This is a genomic window from Nocardioides psychrotolerans (genome assembly GCF_943371775.1).
Classification (GTDB): Bacteria; Actinomycetota; Actinomycetes; order Propionibacteriales; family Nocardioidaceae; genus Nocardioides; species Nocardioides psychrotolerans_A.
In genome coordinates this window covers 20,696-43,370 of the sequence record NZ_CALRWD010000033.1, presented here as the reverse complement: position 1 = coordinate 43,370, position 22,675 = coordinate 20,696, and the positions used below count along the sequence as shown (strand labels likewise).

Sequence of the window (22,675 nt, the reverse complement as noted above, 5' to 3'; positions counted from 1 at the left end):
CGGCGTGGCGCTCGCGGTCGTCTCGGATGGCTCCGTGGCGCGAGATTACGCCGGTGGCATCAGCTGCGACCGACCCGCTCCACGTAGGCCTGACGCGCCGCGGTGTCCACGCGGTCGAGGAAGACCGTGTCGGTCCCGAGCATCGCCCCGAGCTGGGTCGCGATCCGCTCGGGAACGAACTTCATCGCCGCCACCATCGTCCCGGCGATACGCGTGACTCGCACGAAAGGCCGCGGGCGCTCGATGAGATCCGCCGTGGCGCGCGCGATCTCCTGCGGCTCCGCGTTGCGCATGCCCTTGGCTCCGCTCGTCCCCGAGACCAGCTCGGTGTTGGTGAAGGTCGGACGCACCGTGGACAGGGCGACACCCGACCTGCGGTACTCCTGCCTGGCGGCCTCGGTGAACCCGATGACCGCGAACTTGGTCCCGCAGTACGTCGCCAGCCCCGGGACCGGGAGCTCCCCGGCCAGTGAAGCCGTGTTGATGATGTGTCCCTGTCGCCGGGGCAGCATCCGCTGCAGGGCGATCTTGGTGCCGAAGATGACGCCCAGAACGTTGATCTCCACCTGCCGGCGGGTGACCTCGTCTGTCTCCTCGTGCACGTGCCCCGTCGGCATGACGCCCGCGTTGTTGATGAAGACGTCGATCGGCCCCAGTGCCTCCTCGGTCACGTCGAGAAAGGACGCGATGGAGGCAGGGTCGGTGACGTCCAGGCGCACCGCGACGTCGAGGTCGAGCTCCTCGGCGGCCACCTTGAGCTGGAGCTCGTCAATGTCCCCGATGGCGACCCGATGACCGCGCCTGATGAGTTCCTCCGCGGTGTGATAGCCGATCCCCCGGGCGCCCCCGGTGATGGCGACCACTCGTCGCTTGTTCGTTGTCGTCATGGTTCCTCTTCCTTTCAGAGGCCGAGTCGCTGCCGCAAGCCACGACCGGCCGCCAGGCGCAGCACTCGGCCGGCGATCGCCGTACGCCGGGCGGAATACGGGTACCAGGTGAGCTCTTTGGTGGCCAGCGGAATCCGCGGCTCAGTGATCGCTTGGACGCGGCAGTACTTCCGCAGACCCTGCGCGCCACCCAGGCGTGCACCCAGGCCTGAGGACTTCCAGCCGCTGTGGGGTAGCCCCACGGCGAACAGGTTGCTGAAGACGTCGTTGACGTTGACCGCACCTACCTCGAGCTGGTCGGCGATGCGCCGGCCGCGGGAAACGTCTCGTGTCCACACGGTGGCCGAGAGCCCGTACTCGGAATCGTTGGCCAGGGCCACCGCCTCGGCCTCGTCGGCCACCCGCATGACCGGCAGCGTTGGCCCGAACGTCTCCTCGGTCATACAGACCATGCTGTGGTCGACGTCGACGAGCAGCGTGGGAGCGAAGAAGTTGCCCTCGTCGCCCCGCGCCCCGCCGACCAGCACGCGCGCACCGGACTCCTGGGCCTCCCGCACATGCCGCTCGACCGTGTCCACCTGCGTCCGGGTCACCATGGCGCCGACGTCGTCGCGGGCTCGAGAGCCCTGCTTCAGCGCTCCGAGGGCCGCTTCCACCTTCTCCACGAACCGGTCGTAGACCGCGTCCACCACGTAGACCCGCTCGACCGAAATGCAGACCTGACCGGAGTTGAAGATGCCGCCCCAGACGATCCCGTGCGCCGCCCGATCCAGGTCGGCGTCCTCAAGCACGATGGCAGCGTCCTTGCCTCCCAACTCCAGGCTGACCGGCTTGAGCAGCTGAGCACAGCGAGTGGCCACCCGACGACCCGTCGCCGTCGAGCCCGTGAACTGGACGAAGTCGACAGCCTCGACCACCGCTTCTCCGGTCTCCCCCGCCCCGGCAACGTGCCGCAGGACCGGCGGGGCGCCGATCTCGTGCCACCCCTCGATGACGCGCGCGCAGGTCAGCGGGGTCATCTCCGACGACTTCGTCAGCACCGCACACCCCGCTGCGAGCGCGGGCGCTGCGTCCATCAGGAAGAGGGTGATCGGGAAGTTCCACGGGATGATCAGTCCGACCAAGGGGTACGGCCGATAGCTGCGGGTCAGCCGCTTCGGGAGGCTGAGTAGTCCTCCTGCCCCCACTCGTTCGGGGGCGAGGAACTCCTTCGCATGGTCGGCGTAGAAGGAGATGAACTCGCACGAGCCGGTTGTCTCCACCAGCGCGTCCGGGCGGACCTTGCCGGTCTCTGCGACGAGCAGGTCAGTGAGCTCATCGGTGTGGTCGAGGATCCAGCCCCGCCACTTGCGCAGCCAAGTGGCTCGCGCAGCGGGACCCATGTCGCGCCACGCGACCTGTGCCTCGCGCAGCTCCTCGGCGGCGGCGCGCACGCGGTCGCGGTCGACGATCGGGATCGATCGGAGTGCTTCGCCGTCGGCGGGACGACGGATCTCCAGGGTGGGTGCGGACGGGGCGTTCATGAGACTTCCTCGAGGTCGGTGACGGTGCCCGGCAGGGCCTGGTTTGCTGCGCCGTCAGACGACGGCCGCCGTGGGAAGCGGTCGGCCTTCGGCGGAGTGCGCGGGACAGGAGCGGTCGCGATGTCGCTAGCGAAGGAGTACGGAGGCGGGGTGATCCCGTGCTCGCGACACCAGGCACCGGGCTCGCGCTGGCTGCGCCGAGGGATGCCGTTGGACGGCTCCTGCTGAAGCGGGATCGGGGGCAGCGGGGGCAGCTCCTGGCCCTTCTCCGCCTCGAGCTCGTCGGCGTCCTTCTCCTCGGACATGCCGATCGGGCCGACCCGCTGGGCGTTGAGGAACTGCCGGACCACCGGCTCCTCCGATGACAGCAGCATCTCGCGCGGGCCGAACATCGCCAGGTGCCGGTGGTAGAGCAACCCGATGTTGTCGGGGACCGTGCGCGCGGTGTTGACGTCGTGGGTCACGATCAGGAACGTCGCGTCGATCTGCGCGTTGAGGTCGATGATCAGCTGGTTGAGGAACGACGTACGCACGGGGTCGAGGCCGGAGTCGGGCTCGTCGAAGAGCACGATCTCGGGGTCCAGCACCAGGGCGCGGGCCAGGCCGGCGCGCTTGCGCATGCCTCCTGAGATCTCACCGGGCAGCTTGTCCTCGGCGCCGATCAGGCCGACGAGGTCCATCTTCTCCATGACGATGTCGCGGATCTGGGACTCGGACTTCTTGGTGTGCTCGCGCAGGGGGAAGGCGACGTTGTCGTAGAGGTTCATCGAGCCGAACATCGCGCCGTCCTGGAACAGCACGCCGAAGAGCTTGCGGATCTCGTAGAGCTCCTTCTCGGAGCAGCTCGCGATGTCGGTGCCCTCGATGAGGATCGAGCCCTTGTCCGGCTTGAGCAGCCCGATCAGCGTCTTGAGGAAGACCGACTTCCCGGTGCCCGAGGGGCCGAGCATCACGCAGATCTCACCGGCCGGGATCGTCAGCGTGACGTCGCCCCAGATGAGCTGCTTGCCGAAGGACTTGCTCAGGTGCTCGACCTTGATCTCGACGCCCATGTCAACGCTCTCCGCTCGATGGCTGGTGGTGGGGTGATCACGTGTGGCGCCGGGACGCGTCATCGGGTCTCGAGCCCTGCGATCAACCAGTCCGAGTCCATGCGCTGCATGGTGACCTCGACCCTGCTGCCGCTGACGACGGGATCGGGCGAGCTCCGGCTGGTGGTGGACTGGGTCAGGAAGACGAGCACCACTACCTCGTCGTCGCTCTCGACCGAGACGACTCCGGCGGCATTGACGTTCGCCTCGGTGATGATCCGACGCTCCGTCGCCGCGGTGCGCACGACGTCGTCGATCAGGTCGCCGTACTCGTCGGTGAAGTCGCCGGCCGTCTGGTCCAATGCGGTGTCGAGGTCCTCCTCGAGCGTGGCGTAGCGGTAACTCAACAGGAGCGGGACGCGCTCGCGGACCGCCGCCACGGCGTCAGCGCCGACGGAGTTCCGGTCGTCGAGCTGATCGACCCGCCAGGCCGCGGCCCCGGCCGCGCCGGCAAGCACCACAGTGAGCACCGCCAGCAGCGTCACCAGTCGACGACGCCGCGGGCGCCCGGCGACCGTGGGGACAGAAAGCGAACCGGAGAGCGACCCGGCATCCTTCTCCGTCGCCTGCCTGATCATGCGACGAACCTCAACGCCGAGACCAACCACGAGCCCTCGACCTTTTGCAGCTCCACCTCGAGGCGGTAGCTGCGCGGCTCCGGCTGCCGGGCGCTGCGGTTGTCCACCGTGCCACGAGCCGCCACAATCACCGTGGCGGTCTCGTCTGCCAGGCTCACCACGCCCGTGGAGACGACCTCGCCGGTGGCCTCGACCTCGTTCTCCACGACCTCCTGGCTCAGCCGGTCGGCTTGGTCGCGCAGGTCGTCCCGGAAGGTCGCGGTGGCCCCCTCGATCAATTCCTCGAGGTCCTCGCCCGTCGTCCGCGCACTGATGGTGATCAGGCCCACCACCTCGTTCTCCGCCGCCTCGACCACGTCGGCGCGAGCCTGCTCGCGTCCCTCCGCCTCGCGCCAGGCCAGGCCCCGATCCACGGCGGCGCCGAGTGCAGCTACCAGGAGGACGCCCAGCAGGGCCCACACCAGGACAGCACGCCCCGCACGGGGGGTGACGTCCGAGGGGACGTCCGAGTCGGACACCTCATCGGTCATCGCACACTCACCGGTCCTAGCACGAGCTCCTGCCATCCCTGTCCGGCCGACGGCTCCTGCGACGTGTCACCTGCCAGGCCTCGGCGCAGGTCCGAGCCGCGTGATACACCGGCCCCCTGCGGCCAGACGCCGTTCCCGAACTTCAGCCCGCACGAGGAGGGCAGGGGGCCGCGTCCACCCCCCTGGGGGCAGGGCAGCAGCCGGGCACCTCGCACGGACTTGGGGTCCTCGTCGGGCACCGCGCAGTGGGCCAGGCGGTCGACGTCGCGGAACTGGCTCACCGACGGATCACGACGCTCGGCAGCCGGCAGGTAGCCCTGCGAGCAGGCCGGCGGGTTGTTCACGTTGGCACGTAGGTCGAGGTTCACGTCACCGAACTCGGCGCGCGGGTTAATGGCACTCTGCAACCGTGCGACGGTCACCGGGTAGTAGACCAGACCTTCTTGGATCTGCGGCAGGTAGGTGTTAAGCACCTCCGCATTGGTCGTGAGGTTGGTGACCAGCAAGGGTAGCGTCGGCTGGAGGTCCGTCACCAGCTCGCTGGCAGCCCTCAGCCCCTCCGGGCCCTGGGACAGCAGGGCGCGCAGGTCCCGGTCCCGTCCCGCGAACTCGCCGCTGAAGGACGCAAGGGACTGGGCGTAGCTCAGGGTGGTGGACCGAAGGTCCTGCTGGGTGCCCAGGACCGGCTGAGCGGACCTGATCAGTGACCTCGTGACGGCCAAACGCTCCTGGGCTGTGCGGAGGAGTTCGTCGGCGTCGTCGATCGTGCTCGCCAGGTCAGGACCGCTTCCTGCGAGCCCCTGGTCGACCTGGTTGAGGACACGACGGGTCCGCTCACGCGGGACGGACTTCAGGAGGTCGTTCAGCGACTCCAGCAGGGGAGTGATCTGTGGCATCTCTACGGTGCGGTCCGCGGGGATGACGTCGCCGTCGCCCAAGCTGGTCGACTCTTCCGGGTCGGCCGCGCCTTGTGATGCGGGGACGAGATCGACGTACTGCTCACCGATCGCCGAGGTGCTGTGCAGCTCCGCGACCGCATTGGCCGGGATGTCGTGCTCGTCATCAATCCGTAGGACCGCGACGGCGCCACCGTCCTCGATCTCGAGGTCAGTCACCTCGCCGACCGTGACGCCTTGGTAGGTCACCATCGCCTTGGGGTAGAGACCGCTGGCGTCGGGGTACTCGGCACGAACCTCGTACACGCCCACGCCCATCATGGCCGGCACGCGGGCGTACACGACCACGGCGAAGAATAGCGTGACGACGGTAAGGAGAGCGAAGACGCGGAGCTGACGCTTGATCAGGGACGTGAGGACCATCAGCAGTCTCCTAGGAATCCGAGCAAGCAGCTTCCGCCGTCGTCGGCGTCTTCGTCGTCGTTGACACCTTCGGCGTCGTCGTCCTCGGGTGCTCCAACGCCGCTCTGGCCGCCGTTGCCGCCGTTGCCGCCGTTGCCTGACCCGTCGCCGGCGCCAGGCTCCTGGAGGGGATCCAGCAGGGGGTTCCCGGACTGCAGCGAGGGCAGCTGGCCGCTGCCGAGCAGCAGGTCGGCCAGGCTCCGGGTACTGACGTCGATGGTGGCGAAGAGGTTGGAGTAGTCGCCGCGCAGCGTCTTCTCCGTGGTCATCGCGGGGAAGGGGATCGTGATGGCGATCTTCAGAGCCTCGGGAAGCCGGGTGGCCGCCTTCCCGAGGTTGCTCAGGATGGGTCCCAGTGAGGCCAGGTTGGCCAGGATCGCCTCCTGACTGGCCTTGATGACCCCGACGGCCCGCGTGCTGGCGCGTCCCGAGGTCGTCACGGCGTCGACGAGCCGTGCTCTCTCCTCCTCCAGCGCCTCCAGCCCGGGACCCACCTGGTCGATGGCCCGGGCGATGACGTCGCGGTCGTCTGCCAGACCCCTGCTGAGACGCTCCAGGGATTCCAGGGCGCGGATGATCTCACTCTTAGTGTTGTCGAGGACACCCAGCAGCTCGTTGGAACGGTCGACGAGGTCGCGGGCGTCCAGTTGCCGCTCATCCAGGGCAGTTGTGAGCTCGCCGGTGATCGTGCTGATCTGCGAGAGGCCGCCGTTGTTGAGCAGCAAAGCCACACCCGCCAGCACCTGCTCGGTTCCTGGCGCCTGACCGGTGCGCGCCAGTGGCACCTCGTCCCCCTCGGCGAGCTGGGTCGAGGGTGACGCTTGGCCGTCCGAGGTCGGGGAGTCCACATCGACGTACTGCGCGCCGAGCAGGGTCTTCTGCCCGATGGTGAAGCGGGCATCATCGCTGATCGGCACCGAGTCGAGCAGTCGGATGTCGGCGACTGCGTGCCAGTCCTCGACCCTGATGGCCGTCACGGTCCCGACGACCACGTCGTCGAGGAGCACCTGGGAGTTCGGGACGAGGTTCTCCACGGCCTCGAAGTGCACGGTGACCCCGTAGCCGTCCGACCCCGTGGCGACCTGACCGGGAAGGGTGTTCTCGTTCGGCTGGAGGGCGCATCCTGCCGTCAACGGCACCAGCAGGGCGCCCACGGCGACCCTCCGCAGCGTCCGGGCCCGTCGGGGCATGCCGGTGGATGTCGTCATGGTGTGCCTCCGTTGGCGCCGGTCAGCAGGCCACCGAGGGTCTGCAGGAGGTCGATCTCGATGCCGGCGAGACCGGGAACCGGCAGGTCGTCGTCGCCCGGCTCGCCGGCGTTGACGCCCGGGACCACCTCCTGGTCCAGGCTGTCCAATCCCAACGTCGCGAGGATCGGCTCGAGGACCGCCTGGCACTGGGCCGCGGTACCCCCGGCGCCGAGGATGGCGCCACAAAGCAGCTGCGGGAGGCTGTCCAAGGCGCTGAGCGTGGCACGTCCCTTGAGCGCCGAACCCTCGACGATGTTCGCCAGGTTGATGAGCGCGTTGGTGCCGATGTGCAACGATCCCGCCAGCTCGTCGGAGCGATCGGCAAGCGCGGCTGAGAGCAGGTTGACCTGCCGGACTGCGGTCGAGATCCCCTCGCCATTGATGTCGATGAATTCCCCCGTTGCTCGGAGCGTCCCGGCCAGGTCACGCAGGACCCTGGTGAGGGCGAACCTGTTGCGCTCGAGCACCTCGCCGACGGCGTCGATCTCCTCGGCGAATCCTCGTACGGCTTGGTCGTTCAGGGCCAGCGCCCGGGTGAAGGTGTCGAGGTTCTCGATCGTGGTGAACAGGTCCGACCTGGGGTCGGACAGGGTTGCGGCAGCAGTGCGCAGTCCGGCGATGGCGCGTCGGACCTCGGTGCCGTTGCCGGCCTTCAGACTCTCGTCCAGGGCCACCACCGCACGGGACAGCGCCCCCCGCCCGGAGGCCTGGGTGGGCCCCAGAGCTCCTGTGAGGTCCGTCAGCTGTTGCTTGACGTCGTCGAAGGTGACCGGCACGGCGGTGCGGTCGACACCGATCGTGGCACCATCTTTCATCTGGGGTCCGCCGGTGTAGACGGGCTCGAGCTGGACGAACCGACCGCTGACCAGGCTGGGCGAGACGATGGCCGCTCGCGCGTCGGCGGGAATGGGTTGGTCGTCCTGGATGGTCAGCTCGACCTCGACCCCGGTCTCGAAGGGCGTGATCTCGCTGATCGTGCCTACGGGCACGCCCAGCACTCGCACGTCGTCACCGACGTACAGTCCCTCGGCGCTGCTGAAGGTGACGTCGATCGTCGTGTCACCACCGCGAACCAGGGAGATACCGGCCGCTACCAGCAGGCCAAGGACGAGGGGAACAGCGAGGCGGCGCACCAGGCCGGCATTCAACACAGCGGTCATGGGAGGATTCCAGACAAGATCGGCGCGAGGGTGGCGGGGTCGGTGAGGTTCTGGATGTAGGCGTCGAACCACGGTCCGGTGGACGCGGCGTCGCCGAACGCGGTGGCATAGCCCCGCAGACCAACGAGCGTGTCCTGGATCGCCTTCTTGTTGCGGTTGAGGACGGCGACGATGTCGTTGAGCTGACGCAGGGCAGGCCCGATGACCTGGGCGTTCTCCTCGAGCACGGCACGGAGCTGCGCCGCCAGCGCCTGGGCGCTGCTCAGGAGGTCGTCGACGACTCGCTGCCGCGCATCCAGCTCCGCGAACAGCGATTCGCCTGCGGTCAGCAACGAGGCCACCTGTTGGTCGCGGTCGGCCAATACGCCGGTGACCCGGGTGGCTCGGTCGAGGAGCGTGGCGAGCTGGTCATCGTTGGCGGCGATCGCCCTGGAGATGTCGGTGATGCCGCGTAGGGCAGGGCCCACGGATCCCTGCGAACCCTCGAGCACGCTCGAGGCCTGGTCGATGGCTCGCTGGAGCGCTTCCTTGTCGATCTGCCCGCTCTCAGTCGTGAGCTGGTTCAGGGCGCTGGTGATGCTGTACGGCGAGTCGGTGCGCTCGACTGGGATCGTCTCCCCGGCCTCGAGGTCGCCACCACCGGCAGGCACGAGCTCCACGGCGGCACGGCCCAGCAGCGTTGTGGTGATGATCCGGGCCTCGGTCTGGTCACCCAGCTCGACGTCCGGGTCGGTGAGCGCCAGGTCGGCCTCCACCACGCCGTCCTCCAGCGTCACTTCGCGCACCTTGCCGATCTCGGCGCCCGACACCACCACCGAGTCCCCACCACGAAGTCCCCCGGCCTCAGCGAACCGTGCGTGGATGACCTCGCTGTTGCCCACCAGGGGCAGGCGGTTGAGGTTGAGGCTGGCGAGGACCACGAGCACGATGAGCATGGTGCCCATCAGCCCGCGGCGAGCACGTTCGTGCAGCAAGCCGCTCATCGCTGACACCTCTCTGCGTCGGAGTTGATCCACGGGGTCAACACCGGGACGCCGGCTGCCGCGTCGGTCTGAAGCCGAACGCCGCAGAGGAAGAAGTTGAAGAAGTTGCCGTACGAGCCGGCGTTCTGCAGCTTGCGGTAGTGGCGTGGCAGCTGGCGGAGCACGGCAACCAGCTCCTCCTTCTCCAGGTTCAGACCCCGCGCCGCTTCGGTCAATGCGCGGAGGTCGGGCGTGAGGTCACCGCGCGCCCGACCGACCAGTGCGGACGCCTCGCGAGCGAACTGGTCGATCTTCTCGGCGGCGATGAGGATCTCGGTGTCCTGCTCGTCGAAACGGGTCAGGACGACGTCGAGTGCATCGATCAGCTGGCCCACCTCGTCGCGACGGCCGTCGACGGTCTCCAGGACCTCGTTGAGGTTGCCGATCACCTGGGTGATCAGCTGCTCACGCTGGGCGATCGCAGAGGTGAAGGAGCCGACTCGGGTCGTCAGCGTCTCGACGGCCGACTCCTGACCCTGGAGGACCTGGACGAGTTGCTGGGACAGCTCGTTGACCTGGGTGGGGTTAAGGCCGGCGAAGAGCGGCTTGAACCCGTTGAGCAGCGTGTCGAGATCCAGCGCCGAGGCGGTATTGGCGATCGGAATCATCCCGCCCGCAGCCAGCTTTGTGCCGGTGCCCTCACCCTCGCTCGCCATCTGGACGATCCGGTCGCCGATGAGGTTGCGGTACTCGATCGTGGCGGTCGTGCCGTCGTCGAGGACCAGGGAGTCGTCGACCTCGAAGCTGATGACAACGGTGCTGTCGGGCCGGACGTCGATGTCGGTGACCTGACCGACCCTCACCCCGGCGGCGCGGACCTGGTCGCCCTCCTGCAGGCCTGAGACGTCGTCGAAGGCAGCCTGGTAGGTGGTCGCACCACCGGAGCGGTACTCGCTCGTCACGGCTGCCACCCAGAAGGTGACGAGGGCCGCGACGACGAGGAAGATGACCAGCCGAACGAGGTCGGCCCGTTCCTTGAGACGCACTGGACTCGTCGCCACGTCAGCGACCTCCTATTCCCAGGATGTCGAGGATGTCGGTGGAGCTGCGCGCCCCGGAGTCCGTCTCCTTGAAGGGATTGACCCCCGTGTCAAAGGTCGGCTGATATGTCAGGGAGGCTTCTCCCGGGGTCACGTAGGGCAACCCGAAGCAGTTGGGCCCGCGGTCCTCGCCCAGGACCTTGACATCGCCGGGGAAGGCGTAGGGCTCCCTGCCGCGCACCACGTGCGTGAAGGTGGTGATGCCCGGGTTGGTGCCACCCACCGCGAGCTCGGCCAGCTCGTTACCCTTCGCCAGACCCTCGATGAGGCACGGCAGCTCCGGGGAGTAGCGGGCCAGCGTCCCGGTTACGGGGTCGAGCAGCCGCAACGACGTGCTGAGACCCGGGCCGCTCTCGCGCAGAAGCGAGTCACCCTCGCTGCTGAAAGAGGTGAGGCTGAGCTCCAGCGCGCGGAGGGAGGCCTGCTGCTGGACGACGGTCTGCAGGGTCGTGGCGGCACCGTCGAATGTGGTGATGAGGTCCTCGCGGGCCAGGTCGTAGACCGCTGCGACGTCGTCGATTCGGCGGAGGTCCTCGCTCAGGGCAGGCAGGGAGGGGTTGAAGGAGGTGAGGTAGGTGTCGGTCAGGGTGATGAGCTCGCCGAGGACCTCACCACGCTGGTCCAGCGCCCCCGCGACGGCGTTCAGGGCCTCGCTGAGCTGGGCGGGCCGGGCAGCCTCGAGCACCCCGGTGAGGTTTGTGAATGCCTCGTCTACCTCCACGGTGGTGGCGGTCGCGGCGATGACGTCACCGGCGCGGATCGGTTCGGCGTCCCCCTCCTTGGGCGCGCTCAGCTGGACGTACTTGGCTCCGAACGCCGTCGGCGGGACCAGTCGCGCGGTGACGTCACGAGGGATGGAGTCCACCTCGCTCGGGTCTAGCTCGAGGCTGATCTGCGCACGATCGCCGTCGACGGAGACATCACTGACGGCTCCCACCACGACGCCGTGGAGCTTCACCGGAGCACCGGGGGCCATGGTGATGCCGGCGCGATCGGCCGTCACCAGGACGTCCACGGAGGGGCGGAAGACGCCGTTGTACTGCATGACGGTCCCCACCAGGACCGCGGCCACCAGCAGTACCATGGCCAGACCGGCCAGGAGCTTCTTGTCGATGCCTCGAACGGTAGGCATGTACTTCACCCCGCGATGCGGACCGACGGTCCGCCCCAGACGGCGAGCGCGAAGATCAGGTCGACGAACATGGTGGCGATCAGCGCCGACCGCACGGCCCGACCCACGGCCTGACCCACGCCCGCCGGCCCGCCACTGGCCCTGAAGCCGTGGAAGCAGCAGACCGAGACGATCACCAGGGCCATGAGCAGGACCTTGATACCAGCCAGGAACAGGTCGGTGGGCACCAGGAACGTGTCGAAGTAGTGCTGGTACGTGCCGGCTGCTTGTCCGTAGCCGACCGTGACCACCAGCCGCGTGGCGAGCCAGCAAGACATCAGGGCGATCGTGAACAGCGGCACGACGGCGATCAGGCCGGCGATGATCCGTGTGGTGACGAGGTAGGGGATCGGCGGCACGGCCATCACCTCGATCGCGTCGATCTCCTCACTGACCCGCATGGCCCCGATCTGGGCGGTGAAGCCGGCGCCGACCGTGGCGGTGAGCGCGATGCCGGAGATGATCGGGGCCACCTCCCGGGTGTTGAAGTACGCCGAGAAGAAGCCCGACAGCGCAGAGACGCCGATGTTGTCGAAGGAGGTATAGGCCTGCAGGCCCACCTCGATGCCGGACGCGGCCGTCAGGAAGCCGATGACCAGGACGGTGCCTCCGATGAGGGCCAGGGCGCCCGAGCCCAGGGACACCTCGGCGAGAAGCCGGATGATCTCCTTCGGGTAGCTGCGGATCGTGCGAGGCACTGCTCGATAGGCCGCTGCGTGGAAGCCGAGCTGGTCGCCGAGGTCGCGCAGACCCTGGGCGGGCCGGCGCACGAGCGCGCGCCCGTTCAGGTTTAGCCGCGCGCGCGAGGTCGGGGCGTGGACCGCCATGTCAGGCTCCCAACTTGATCTGTAGGAAGAGGGCGCTGATCACGCTGTTGGCAGCGAACAGCAGCATGAACGCGAAGACGACGGTCTGGTTGACCGCATCCCCCACGCCCTTGGGGCCGCCCTTCGCGTTCAGACCGAGGTAGCACGCGGTCAGACCGGCCAACATGCCGAAGACCGCAGCCTTGATCTCGGAGGTGATGAAGTCCGCGAGACCCACGAGCAGGGTGAGGTCGGAGATGTAGAGGCCGGGCGTGGCTCCCTGGAGGATGACCGAGAAGATGTAGCCGCCCACGAGGCCCACGACGGTCACCATGCCGTTCAGCGCGACGCCGACTAGCATGGAGGCGAGGACGCGCGGCACGACCAGCCGCTGGATGGGATCGATGCCGAGGGTGACCATGGCATCGATCTCGTCTCGGATCTTGCGCGAGCCGAGGTCGGCGCAGATCGCGGTGGCACCGGCGCCGGCCACCACCAGGACGCTCACGATGGGTCCGATCTCGCGGACCACCGCCACGGCCGCGCCCGCTCCCGCGAGGTCGACGGCCCCGATCTGGATGAGGAGCTGGTTGACCTGGAAGATGATGACAACGCAGAAGGGAATCGCGACAAGGAGAGCCGGCGCAAAGGACACGGTCGTGATGAACCAAGCCTGCGACACGAACTCGCGGAACTGGAACCGGCGGGTGAACATCTGCTTGAAGACGTTGCCCGAGAACGTGTAGAAGTCCCCGAACGTACTTAGGGTTCGAACGAAGATGCTCGACCCCATGGCCTCCTTGGCGATCTTCCGCGAGCTCGGCGTCAAGCCGGATGGTACCTGCCGCTGGACAGCGTCCGGGGAGGGAGTCGTCGTCACCACTGGGCGACGCGGCCCATGGTGACCTTGGCCGACCAAGGGGTGGCCCTGCCGTAGCACCGCTGAGGCGGACCCCCTGGATGACGCGCCATCTCGACCTGCATCACTCGAACAGCCCTGGGCAACGCTCTTGTCGCGGCAGTGTCGACCCGCGTGTCCATGCGCTCACCCTTTCGGCTCGTCGAGATGTGACTGCGATTACATAGGCTTGGCGCGGCGCTCGTCTCGTCAAAGGCGCCGAAAACGCGACTCGTTCTTGTAGATTTGCACAATCATGGCGGTCGGTGGACCGTCCATTCGAGTCGAGGAGCCCGATGCCGACACATCCGCTGCCGTGGGTCGAGGAATGGGTGACCCGGTTCGTCCTCGACGAGTCGAACGCCAGCCAGGTCGACGCCTGGGTGGAGCGCACCGCCCAGAAGATCCTCGAGGAGATCCCAGAGCTGGCGTCCCGCCCCGGCCTCCCCGACGAGATCGAAGAGGCGATCCGCGAGCACTGGATCTGCTTCCTCGGTCAACTGACCCAGCCGCGGATGGCCTTCACCCTCGTCCCCGCCGCCGTGCACATCGCTCGCGGATCTGCCCAGACGTCGCTCCCGCTCGACACCCTCAACCGGATGTACCGCATCGCACAGCAGAGCACGTGGAGCTACACCACAGAGCTGATCGCCGAGATCGACGATGCACGATCCGAGCGCACGGATCTGCTCATCTTCCTGTGGGAGCGGGCGTCCGACTGGATCGATCGTTCCATCAACGAAACCAGCCGGGTCTACCACGAGGCACGCCGTCGCATTGAGATCGGGCGGAACGCTCGCTGGATGGAAACGGTCTCCCGGGTGCTGGACGGTGAGGTCCTGGACAGCCGGTGGCTCTCGTCGGAGCTAGGCGGATACCCCGTGAGCGGCTACCACACCGCGTTCGTCCTGGCTGCGGGCGAGGAGCAGGACGCTGTGGAGTCGCTCGAGGAATCGTGCCGACACCTGGCGGCAGACGCCGGGCTGCGGCCGCCGCTCGTGGTGCGTCCGGGCGGACGTCAGGCGTGGATGTGGGCTTCCACAAGTCGGCAGCTACCCCCCGACGCGGAACTCGCGCTTTCCAACAGTCCCGCCGGAGACCTGCGCGTCATTGTCGGGCCGAGCAGACCTGGACTGGCTGGTTTCGCATCCTCGCACCACCAGGCACGGCGCACCCTGGACATCGTGCACCCCGACAAGCGGGGCGTCTTCCTCTACGCCGATCACGAGGCACTCGTGCTCCTCGGGTGCAACCAGGAGGTGGACGACTTCGTGCGGCGCACACTGGGCGGCCTGGGCGGCCCCTCGGAGCACGAGGCCAGCCTCCGGGAGACCGTTGCGACGTATCTGGCCCTGGGCGGCAGCGTCGATCGGACGGCAACAGACCTGTCAGTGCACCGCAACACCATCCGCTACCGTCTCCAGAAGGCGACGAGCCTCCTGGGCCGGGATCTCGCGCCGACGAGCAGCGAGGTGGCGCTCGCCCTGCGTCACCTGGAGCTGAGTCACGACGGGCAGTTGGCACATTGACCTGGGGCAACATCACGAGGCCCGCAGTGTCAGGGCGGGCGGGGGCAGCAGTCGCTCATAGCCCAACGTCAAGCGGCCTCTGGGAGGAGGGCGTTGAGTCGGCCGCGTAGGTCGAGGTTGCCGGGCACTTGGTCGTGCCAGCAGAGCCAGAGGGTACTGGTCCAGCCTTGGGCCAGGATCCTTGCTGCGTGGGGGTGACGGCAGCCGCGGGCTCGGGCCCGGTCGTAGGTGTCGCCTTGCCCAGGTGTTCACGCGTGGTGCGTCTTGTGGCCAGCCGAGGAGGGCGCGGGGCCCTGCCACCGGTGTCGAACTGACCGAACAGCCTGGTCGCAACGGCGAAGTTGTGCTGTAGCACGGCAAGCAGCCGGTTGTGCACCGCAATCCGCTAGCCAATCAGGTCGCGAAGGGCACGGACCAGCACCCGCAGCGTGATCGTCTCGTCACGCCAGTGACCCGATGGGCCCCGGAGCGCAGACAAGCGACCTGCTCCCGTCTGCGCCTCACGTCCATCAATGAGCTCAGACCTCAACGACCGTAAGGACGCCGGCGGCGTGCTGGGCACGGAGCACCTTCTTGTCGAACTTGCCAACCGACGTCTTGGGCACCTCGGACACGAAGCACCAACGCTCGGGCAGCCACCACTTGGCAACCTTGCCCTCCAGGAAGTCCCTCAGCTGCGAAGGGGCCATCTTGGTGCCCTCCCGCACCACGATCACGGCGAGAGGGCGCTCCTGCCACTTCTCGTCCGGCACGCCGATGACCGTCGCCTCCAGCACGTCGGGGTGACCGGCGAGCAGCAACTCGAGCTCCACCGAGGAGATCCACTCGCCGCCCGACTTGATGACGTCCTTCGCGCGGTCGGTCAGGGTGACGAAGCTGCGATCGTCAATGCGACCGACGTCTCCCGTCCGCAACCACCCGTCGTCGAACTTCTCCGTGTCCTCATCGCCGACGTACGCCCCGGTGATCCACGGGCCACGCACCTGGATCTCCCCGACCGACTCACCGTCGTGCGGCACCTCGTTGCCCTCGTCGTCCACCAGCCGCAGCTCGACCCCGGCGACCGGCCGGCCCTGCGAGGCCCGCAGCGCCCAGTGCTCCTCACCGCTCACCGACGCCGGGGGCCGTGCGATGGCAGCCAGCGGCGAGGTTTCCGTCATCCCCCAAGCCTGCACGATCTGCACGCCGTACTTCGCCTGGAAGACCTGCATCAGGTGCAGCGGCACAGCCGACCCTCCGCATGCCACCAGCCCCAACGAGGAGATATCGTGCCCGGGGTTGGCCTCGAGGTAGTTGAGCACGTCGCTCCAGATCGTCGGCACGGCACCGGCGACCGTGGGGCACTCACTGGAGATAAGGCGGACCAACGGCTCTGCCTGGAGGAACCGGTCGGGCATGACCAGGTCGGCTCCAGCCATCAGAGCCGCGTAGACCAGCCCCCAGGCGTTGGCGTGGAACATCGGGACGATGGCCAAGATCGCATCGTCACCGCCGACGCTCAGCCCGTCGGCGGCGCACGCCGCCATCGAGTGGAGGTACGTCGACCGGTGGCTGTAGGCAACGCCCTTCGGGTTGCCCGTCGTGCCCGAGGTGTAGCACATCGCCGCGGCCGAGAACTCGTCGACCTCCGGCCAGTCGAATGTCTCCGGCTGGCCGGCGATGAAGTCCTCGTAGGCCACCACGGTGAGGCCGTCACGCTGCAGCGGCGCGAGGTCGACGCCGCCCGCCACCACCACCGTGCGCACTTGGGCGAGCTGGGGCAGGACCGCCGCCAGGAGGGGGGCCAGGGTGCCGTCTACGAGCACCACCCAGTCGTCGGCATGGTTGGCGATGTAGACCAACTGCTCCGGGGCCAGGCGAGGATTGAGAGTGTGCAGGACCGCGCCCATCGAGGGCACCGCACAGTAGGCCTCGACATGCTCCTGGTTATTCCACATGAGGGTCGCGACCCGCTCGTCGCCCGTGACACCACAGGCGCGCAGGGCGTGAGCCAGCTGCGCCGACCGGCGACCCACGTCCGCGAACGTGCCGACCTTGACCGAGCCGTCCGGCTGGAGCGTACGGACGCGAGCGGTAGCGTGCACGCGCGAACCGTGCCGCAGGATTGCGGCGGTCGTGAGGGGGATGTTCATCATGGTGCTCTGCATCGAGGTTCCTTCGGGGTAGTGGCGCGATTCGGAGCCTGGGACGCGACGGCGGGCCCGCGCGTCGGGTGGGCCAACAGACGGGACCTCAGGATGCGAGGGGGGCCTTGAGCTGGGCCCGGTCGACGTCGAGCCCCTGACTGATCACCTGCCTGGCCTCCATGAAGTCCCGCGGTCGGTTCACGCAGTCCGCGGCCAGCAGCCGGCCCTGCTGGAGGTAGTAGCAGGTGAAGTCGCGATCGCGGGTGGGGTCGCCACTCAGAACGAGCTCGTCGTAACCGGTGTTCAACCCCGCTATCTGCAGCTTGAGGTCGTACTGGTCGGACCAGAACCAGGGCAGCGCTGCGATAGGGCGCTCCTTACCGCACAGCGTCGCGGCTGCCGTCTTGGCCTGCGCCCCGGCACTGGGCACGGACTCCAGCCTCACGAGTCGGTCGTAGCGAGCCATCCGGTGGCTGGCGCAGTCACCGGCGGCGACGATTCGGGGGTCGCTGGTGCGAGCCAGGTCGTCGATCACGATCCCGTCCTCGACCAGCAGGCCCGCCTCGGCGGCCAACTCGGTGTTGGGAACCAGGCCCACACCCACGATGACGAGGTCGGCTGGGATCCGCTCACCGCCATCCAGGACCACCTCACGGACGCGGTCGTCGCCGGCCATGGCCTTGACGAGGGCGGCCGTCCGGATAACAACACCGGCGTCGCGGTGGACGCGCTCGTAGAACGACGAAACCTCGGGTGCCGTGACCCGCTCGAGCACGCGCTCGGCGGCCTCCAGGACCGTCACCTCCAGACCGAGTGCCCGCAGGGACGCGGCTGTCTCCAAGCCGATGTATCCACCGCCGACGATCACGGCGTGGCGACCCGGGGCCGCCCAAGCCCGGATCGACGCGACGTCCGCGAAGGTCCGGAGGTAGAAGATCCCCGGCAGATCGATGCCGGACACGGACAGGCTGCGCGCCCGGCCCCCCGTGCACAGGGCGAGACCGGCGTACGCCATCGTCGTGCCGTCGCTCAGCACCACCTGTTGCGCCGCACGATCGATCTGCGTGACCGTCCCCTGCACGAGGCGGATGTCGTGCTTGTCGTAGAACTCCGCCTTGCGGATGGCGAGCTCTTCCAGGCTGCTCTTGCCAGCGAGGTAGGCCTTGGAGAGAGGAGGACGTTGATAGGGAAGCGCCGGCTCGTCACCGACCACGACGATCTCTCCTGCCCAACCCTCCTGCCGAAGTCCGGCCGCCACCTGGACACCGGCATGGCTGGCACCGACGACCAGCGCCCTCCCCTCGGTCACGCGTCGGTCTTCGGCGTCAGCTGGACCATCAGCCTGCTGATGCCGCGCACGAAGTTGGACTGGACGTACTCCGGCTCGTCGACGACCTCGATCTTCTCGAAGCGCGGCAGCAGCTCCTCCCACAGGATTCGCAGCTGCATCTCCGCCAGTCGGTTGCCCATGCACCGGTGGACACCGAAACCGAAGGAGATGTGGTTGCGAGCGTTGCTGCGGTCGATGATCAGGTCGTCCGGCCGGTCGAACACACGCTCGTCACGGTTGCCCGAGGCATACCACATCACGAGCTTGTCGCCCTTGCGGATGAACTGTCCGTTGAGCATCGTGTCCTTCTTGGCCACGCGGCGCATGTAGGCCAAGGGTGTCTGCCAGCGGATGATCTCCGAGACCATGTTCGGGATGAGGTCCGGGTTGGCCTTGAGCTTCTCGAACTGGTCGGGGAACCGGTTCAGGGCGAGGACACCGCCGCTCATGGAGTTCCGCGTGGTGTCGTTGCCGCCGACGATGAGCAGGACGAGGTTGCCCAGGAACTCCATCGGACGATCGATCAGGTCCTTGGTGTCCTCGTTGCTCTGCAGCATCGTGATCAGGTCGAAGCCAGGCTCCTCACCAGCCGCGAGGCGCGCCTCCTTGTCGCGCCACAGGGCACTCAGCCCTCGCGCTGCGTCGACAAACCCGCGGAACACCTCATCGTTGTCCGAAGGACCGCCGTTGGCCTGCTCCATAGAGCTGGCCAAGTCTGACCACTCGACGAGCTTGCGACGCTGCTCGTAGGGGAAGTCCAGCAACGTTGCCAACATCCGCGCAGTGAGCTCGATCGAGACGCGGTCGACCCAGTTGAAGGGCTCACCGATCGGGAGATCGTCCAGCACCTCCCGGACCCGCGAGCGGATCAGCCCCTCCATCTCCCGCAGATTCTTGGGAGCTACGACGCCCTGAACGGCAGCCCGCTGCCGGTCGTGCTTGGGCGGGTCCATCGCGATGAACATGGCGACATCCATGAATCGCGGGGGCTCGCCGATGATGATGAAGGGCTCCGCCGAGAAGGTCTCATGGTCCTTGTCGACCGCGATGATGTCGGCGTGCCGGGTGACCGACCAGAAGGGACCGAAGGGGCTCTTGGCCTGAAAGTGCACGGGGGCCTCGTTGCGCACCCGCTCGAAGTACTCCTGCCACCTGCCCTGCCGGTACAGGAACGGGTTGCTCAGGTCGATATCGGCGAGGGCGACCTCCTCCACGGGGGGGATGGGCTCCTCGACGAAGATCTTCTGTCCATTGGTCCGTGTCACGAAACGACGGGCCTTGTCGTACAGGTGCGCCCCACGGATCTGCATCTGCATCGGGACAATGGACTGAGCTCGCTCAGTCACGGCGTCGGTCACGGTAGTCAGGGTCGTCATGGTGCGGTCTTCCTCTCGACAGTCACATCTGGAACTCGGGGAGTCGGACGACGAGGCCGTCCAAGTTCTCGCTCAGCCGCATCTGGCACGCCAGACGAGACGCCGGCTCGCGCTCGGGGTTCATGGCGAGCATCTCCTCCTCGACCGGACCCGAATGGCCGACCTCGGCGACCCATTGGTCATCGACAATCACGTGGCACGTGCCACACGCGGCCTCCCCGCCGCAGTCGCCGTCGACCCCGGGCACCATGTTGTCGACCGCGATCTGCATGAGGGACGCACCCTCCTCGAGGGGTGCCTCGTGCTTCTCTCCGTCGTGGGAGATGAAGGTGACAACTGACATGAAACAGCTCCTTGCTCGAACGTGAGTCAAGTGTTTGCGCTCTGGTGATGCTGTGGCTATGGTCACCCGCGTCAATATGTTGTGATTTGGGCTCAGGAGGCAGAGTGAAGGCTCACGAGCCCGGGGTTCCTCCGCTGGCGTTCGTCCAGCTCTTGAACAGCGACGCCCTCGAGCCCGACGCCGTGGCCCACTTTCGTCGGATCATCGACCACCAGGGGACTTCCGAGCTGGATCTGGTCCGGCACGACCGACAGGTGCCGATCCGCTGGTTCCGCGAGGTCTACCCCGACCTCGACCCCGAAGGCGCCACCCACCTTGGGCTCGCATTCGCCGAGAGGGCCCAGCTGACCTCGTTTGGCCCCTTGAGCCTTCCCCTGGTCAGCGCTGGATCCGTCACCGAGGTCTTCGAGCTGCTCGGGTACCTGCCCGTCATCTCCGGGGCCCTTCGCCCCCACTTTCACCAGGGCCAGCGCAGCCTGACGGTAGGCCTCAGCGGCCACACCGGCGACCCCGATCTCGACTGCCTGGTCATCACCTACGGTGGCGCGGCTTTGCTTCGACTGCTCGACATGCTGGCCGGCACGCTGCCAGGCGTCACGCTGCACCTGGCCTGGAAGGCCCCCCAGTTTCCGGAGGGCTACACAGATCTCCTGACCGGACGTCTGGCTTTCGACGCGCACGCATCCTTCATCGACGTGCCCGCCGAGACGCTTCAGGCCCGCTGCCGATTCCCAGACCCGCTTGCTTACCGCCTGGCCATCGCCGAGCTGAGCCGCACGCTTGAGCGGAACACCAGTGCCACCAGCGTTACGGAGAGCGTGAGGCGACTGCTCGAGGAGGATCCCGGGCGTAGCAGCAGCCAGGAGGTCGCAGCACTCCTCGGCGTCTCTACCAGCACCATGAAGAGACGACTTGACGACGAGGGGACGACCTTCCGGGAGGTTCGACAATCCCTGCTACGCGAGAGGGCCATCGTCCGCCTGCTCGACCACTCCCTGACGATCAGTCAGATCGCCGTCGATCTCGGCTACAGCGACCTGGCGAACTTCTCTCACGCCTTCAGGCGCTGGACCGGGCAGTCGCCAAGCGAGTTCCGCAAAGTGGGTCGACGCGGACCGGGGTGAGGTTGCAGTTGAGTCCTCAATAGTGGTGTATCGCGGTCGACGTGATCGTTGCCCCGCATGTCGCCGGGACGTAGACGCGGCCACCGCGTGATTCTTCGAGTGAGCCGTCTACAGCACTCTGGAGAGGACCATCACGATGACCGCTCCGCAAATTCTCAACCCTGCCCAGCTGCTCGACAACGGTCCGTCGGCCGCGTCGCCGGATCTGATGTGGGACCTGCTCACCACGGTGATCAACGCGTTGATGTCAGCCGAGGCCGACGCGGTCTGCGGCGCCGAGTACGGCACCAACTCGCCGGAGCGGGTTACCTCCCGCAACGGCTACCGGCACCCGTGATGCGCGAGTGGAAGATCACCGACGAGGACCACCAGCGCACCAACGTGCACGGCTCCGGCATCTCCCTGGGCCACCCCGTCGGCGCCACCGGTGTCCGCATCCTCGCCACCCTCGCCCGAGAACTGCACCGCCGCGAGGCCCGCTACGGCCTCGAAACAATGTGCATCGGCGGAGGCCAAGGCCTGGCAGCCATCTTCGAACGAGTCGCCTGACGCGTCGGGCAGTAGCACGGCCGGGCATGCCCATGAGGGGCCGATGGAGGTTGGTGGTCCAGTGGGCGGTGTTGAGCGCGCCGCTGCGGACTGCGCCCTCCACGACCACGGTCCCCGCCGAGAGCCCCGCGACGATCCTGCTTCTTGCCAGGAATCGAGTCCGGGTGGGCGCAGTTCCGGGCGGGGTCTCGGAGACGACCACGCCGCGCTGCGCGATGGCCTCGAGCAGCTGCGCGTGCGCGGTCGGATAGGGGCGATCGACTCCGCAGGGCATCACGGCGATGGTGGGGCCGCCGGCGGCCAAAACTCCGCGATGGGCGGCCTGGTCGACGCCGAACGCGAGGCCGCTGACGATGGTCTGACCCATGGAGGTCAGCTCTCGGCTCAGGTCGCTCGCCTGCTCCATGCCGTAGCTGGTCGCAGCTCGTGATCCGACCACCGCCACAGCGTTGGCCGCCACCTGGCGGAGGTCGCCTTCGCCTCTGACCCACAGGCCGACAGGTTCGCCGCCACGGTCGTGCAGCGCGCCGGCGTCGCGCGGCGCTCCGAGTCGGTTGGGCCACTCGGCGTCGGCCGGGGTGAGAAACCGGATGCCGCGGCTCTCTGCCTGCTCGAGCACCCGGCTGGCGTCGACGTGGGCGAGATCGTGGCCGATCGAGAAGGCTCAGTGAGGCTCAACCTCGGCGGCGGCCTCGAGGTGGCCGAGGACCTTGCTTGCCCCGAGCTCGCTGACCAGCCCGGTCACGCGGAGGTCGCCAGGCTCGATGGTGCAACTGAGCTTGACGCGTGCGAGGCGGTCGGCCTCGTCGACGTCGCTGGTTGTGGCGCTCATTCGGTGCATCCCCACAGAAGGTCGAGGTCGGGTTCGTGGATGACGTCGATGCGCCTGCTCGGGTCGTACGCGGCAGGTGCCGGCACGACCAGGCGCCGCAGCTGGCGCTCGGTGACGCTCTGCTGCGGGGTGGTGTCGTCGGGGTCCATCAC

At 67.7% G+C, this 22,675-nt stretch carries 22 protein-coding genes and 2 pseudogenes; 4 read left to right on the top strand and 20 right to left on the bottom strand.

Translation table 11 applies throughout. The features are described 5' to 3' along the window. Window positions 1-59: 59 nt before the first annotated feature. Genes AAG827_RS11295 through AAG827_RS11235 form a run of 13 tightly spaced genes read right to left on the bottom strand, consistent with a single transcriptional unit; the run spans window position 60 to window position 13,245 of the window. Window positions 60-887: an SDR family oxidoreductase gene (locus AAG827_RS11295; RefSeq protein ID WP_341926073.1), complete on the bottom strand. Its 828-nt coding sequence runs from the start codon at window positions 885-887 to the stop codon at window positions 60-62. Window positions 888-901: 14 nt separating this feature from the next. Then, window positions 902-2,410 carry an aldehyde dehydrogenase family protein gene (locus AAG827_RS11290; RefSeq protein WP_341926071.1) on the bottom strand — a complete coding sequence of 503 codons (1,509 nt, stop codon included), beginning with the start codon at window positions 2,408-2,410 and terminating at the stop codon, window positions 902-904. Next, the gene (locus AAG827_RS11285) at window positions 2,407-3,462 is read right to left on the bottom strand and encodes an ABC transporter ATP-binding protein (RefSeq protein ID WP_341926069.1); all 1,056 of its coding nucleotides are present in this window, start codon (window positions 3,460-3,462) and stop codon (window positions 2,407-2,409) included. The genes AAG827_RS11290 and AAG827_RS11285 overlap by 4 nt, the downstream gene beginning before the upstream one ends. A gap of 59 nt (window positions 3,463-3,521) precedes the next feature. Continuing rightward, window positions 3,522-4,109, bottom strand: coding sequence for a hypothetical protein (locus AAG827_RS11280; protein ID WP_341926068.1), 588 nt, complete (start codon window positions 4,107-4,109; stop codon window positions 3,522-3,524). Further along, a complete protein-coding gene (locus AAG827_RS11275; RefSeq protein ID WP_341926067.1) occupies window positions 4,076-4,609 on the bottom strand; it encodes a hypothetical protein in 534 nt (177 codons plus the stop codon). The genes AAG827_RS11280 and AAG827_RS11275 overlap by 34 nt, the downstream gene beginning before the upstream one ends. Then, window positions 4,606-5,928, bottom strand: coding sequence for an MlaD family protein (locus AAG827_RS11270; RefSeq protein WP_341926066.1), 1,323 nt, complete (start codon window positions 5,926-5,928; stop codon window positions 4,606-4,608). The genes AAG827_RS11275 and AAG827_RS11270 overlap by 4 nt, the downstream gene beginning before the upstream one ends. Further along, a complete protein-coding gene (locus AAG827_RS11265) occupies window positions 5,928-7,175 on the bottom strand; it encodes an MCE family protein (RefSeq protein WP_341926065.1) in 1,248 nt (415 codons plus the stop codon). The genes AAG827_RS11270 and AAG827_RS11265 overlap by 1 nt, the downstream gene beginning before the upstream one ends. After that, complete coding sequence (locus AAG827_RS11260) at window positions 7,172-8,377, bottom strand: MCE family protein (RefSeq protein WP_341926064.1); 1,206 nt, start codon at window positions 8,375-8,377, stop codon at window positions 7,172-7,174. The genes AAG827_RS11265 and AAG827_RS11260 overlap by 4 nt, the downstream gene beginning before the upstream one ends. Beyond that, window positions 8,374-9,360: an MCE family protein gene (locus tag AAG827_RS11255; protein ID WP_341926063.1), complete on the bottom strand. Its 987-nt coding sequence runs from the start codon at window positions 9,358-9,360 to the stop codon at window positions 8,374-8,376. The genes AAG827_RS11260 and AAG827_RS11255 overlap by 4 nt, the downstream gene beginning before the upstream one ends. After that, window positions 9,357-10,400, bottom strand: a complete 1,044-nt coding sequence (locus AAG827_RS11250; protein ID WP_341926062.1) for an MCE family protein — start codon at window positions 10,398-10,400, stop codon at window positions 9,357-9,359. Before AAG827_RS11250 ends, AAG827_RS11255 begins: the two co-directional genes overlap by 4 nt. Window position 10,401: 1 nt before the next feature. Continuing rightward, entirely contained in the window at window positions 10,402-11,571 is a 1,170-nt protein-coding gene (locus tag AAG827_RS11245) for an MCE family protein (protein WP_341926061.1), read from the bottom strand. 5 nt (window positions 11,572-11,576) lie between these two features. Beyond that, a complete protein-coding gene (locus AAG827_RS11240) occupies window positions 11,577-12,437 on the bottom strand; it encodes an ABC transporter permease (protein ID WP_341926060.1) in 861 nt (286 codons plus the stop codon). Window position 12,438: 1 nt separating this feature from the next. Continuing rightward, window positions 12,439-13,245 (bottom strand): ABC transporter permease, encoded by an 807-nt coding sequence (locus AAG827_RS11235; RefSeq protein ID WP_341926059.1) that lies wholly within the window; start codon window positions 13,243-13,245, stop codon window positions 12,439-12,441. 365 nt (window positions 13,246-13,610) lie between these two features. Here AAG827_RS11235 and AAG827_RS11230 point away from each other — a divergent pair, with 365 nt between their 5' ends. Then, window positions 13,611-14,843 (top strand): helix-turn-helix domain-containing protein, encoded by a 1,233-nt coding sequence (locus AAG827_RS11230; RefSeq protein ID WP_341926058.1) that lies wholly within the window; start codon window positions 13,611-13,613, stop codon window positions 14,841-14,843. A gap of 518 nt (window positions 14,844-15,361) precedes the next feature. Here the strand turns inward: AAG827_RS11230 and AAG827_RS11225 are convergent. The 4 genes from AAG827_RS11225 to AAG827_RS11210 all read right to left on the bottom strand — a co-directional run bounded on the left by AAG827_RS11225 (window position 15,362) and on the right by AAG827_RS11210 (window position 20,018). Then, window positions 15,362-16,975, bottom strand: coding sequence for a long-chain fatty acid--CoA ligase (locus tag AAG827_RS11225; RefSeq protein WP_341926074.1), 1,614 nt, complete (start codon window positions 16,973-16,975; stop codon window positions 15,362-15,364). A 100-nt stretch (window positions 16,976-17,075) separates the two neighbouring features. Continuing rightward, on the bottom strand, window positions 17,076-18,278 hold the full coding sequence (locus tag AAG827_RS11220; protein ID WP_341926057.1) for an FAD-dependent oxidoreductase: 1,203 nt from the start codon (window positions 18,276-18,278) through the stop codon (window positions 17,076-17,078). After that, window positions 18,275-19,657, bottom strand: coding sequence for a cytochrome P450 (locus AAG827_RS11215; RefSeq protein ID WP_341926056.1), 1,383 nt, complete (start codon window positions 19,655-19,657; stop codon window positions 18,275-18,277). Before AAG827_RS11215 ends, AAG827_RS11220 begins: the two co-directional genes overlap by 4 nt. A 40-nt stretch (window positions 19,658-19,697) precedes the next feature. Next, the gene (locus AAG827_RS11210) at window positions 19,698-20,018 is read right to left on the bottom strand and encodes a 2Fe-2S iron-sulfur cluster-binding protein (RefSeq protein WP_341926054.1); all 321 of its coding nucleotides are present in this window, start codon (window positions 20,016-20,018) and stop codon (window positions 19,698-19,700) included. A 104-nt stretch (window positions 20,019-20,122) separates the two neighbouring features. On the opposite strand from AAG827_RS11210, the gene AAG827_RS11205 reads away from it, so the two are divergent. From AAG827_RS11205 to AAG827_RS11195, 3 genes and pseudogenes are all read left to right on the top strand, one after another. Continuing rightward, window positions 20,123-21,142 (top strand): helix-turn-helix domain-containing protein, encoded by a 1,020-nt coding sequence (locus tag AAG827_RS11205; protein ID WP_341926053.1) that lies wholly within the window; start codon window positions 20,123-20,125, stop codon window positions 21,140-21,142. A gap of 136 nt (window positions 21,143-21,278) precedes the next feature. After that, a pseudogene (locus AAG827_RS11200) lies at window positions 21,279-21,473 on the top strand (transposase); the annotation flags it as partial. A 5-nt stretch (window positions 21,474-21,478) separates the two neighbouring features. Further along, the gene (locus tag AAG827_RS11195) at window positions 21,479-21,691 is read left to right on the top strand and encodes a hypothetical protein (RefSeq protein ID WP_341926052.1); all 213 of its coding nucleotides are present in this window, start codon (window positions 21,479-21,481) and stop codon (window positions 21,689-21,691) included. A gap of 61 nt (window positions 21,692-21,752) precedes the next feature. On the opposite strand, the pseudogene AAG827_RS11190 reads toward AAG827_RS11195, so the two are convergent. The 3 genes and pseudogenes from AAG827_RS11190 to AAG827_RS11180 all read right to left on the bottom strand — a co-directional run. Beyond that, window positions 21,753-22,310 (bottom strand): annotated as a pseudogene (locus tag AAG827_RS11190) (DNA-processing protein DprA); the annotation flags it as partial. A gap of 45 nt (window positions 22,311-22,355) precedes the next feature. Continuing rightward, a complete protein-coding gene (locus AAG827_RS11185) occupies window positions 22,356-22,523 on the bottom strand; it encodes a hypothetical protein (protein WP_341926050.1) in 168 nt (55 codons plus the stop codon). After that, on the bottom strand, window positions 22,520-22,675 hold the full coding sequence (locus tag AAG827_RS11180; RefSeq protein WP_341926075.1) for a hypothetical protein: 156 nt from the start codon (window positions 22,673-22,675) through the stop codon (window positions 22,520-22,522). Before AAG827_RS11180 ends, AAG827_RS11185 begins: the two co-directional genes overlap by 4 nt.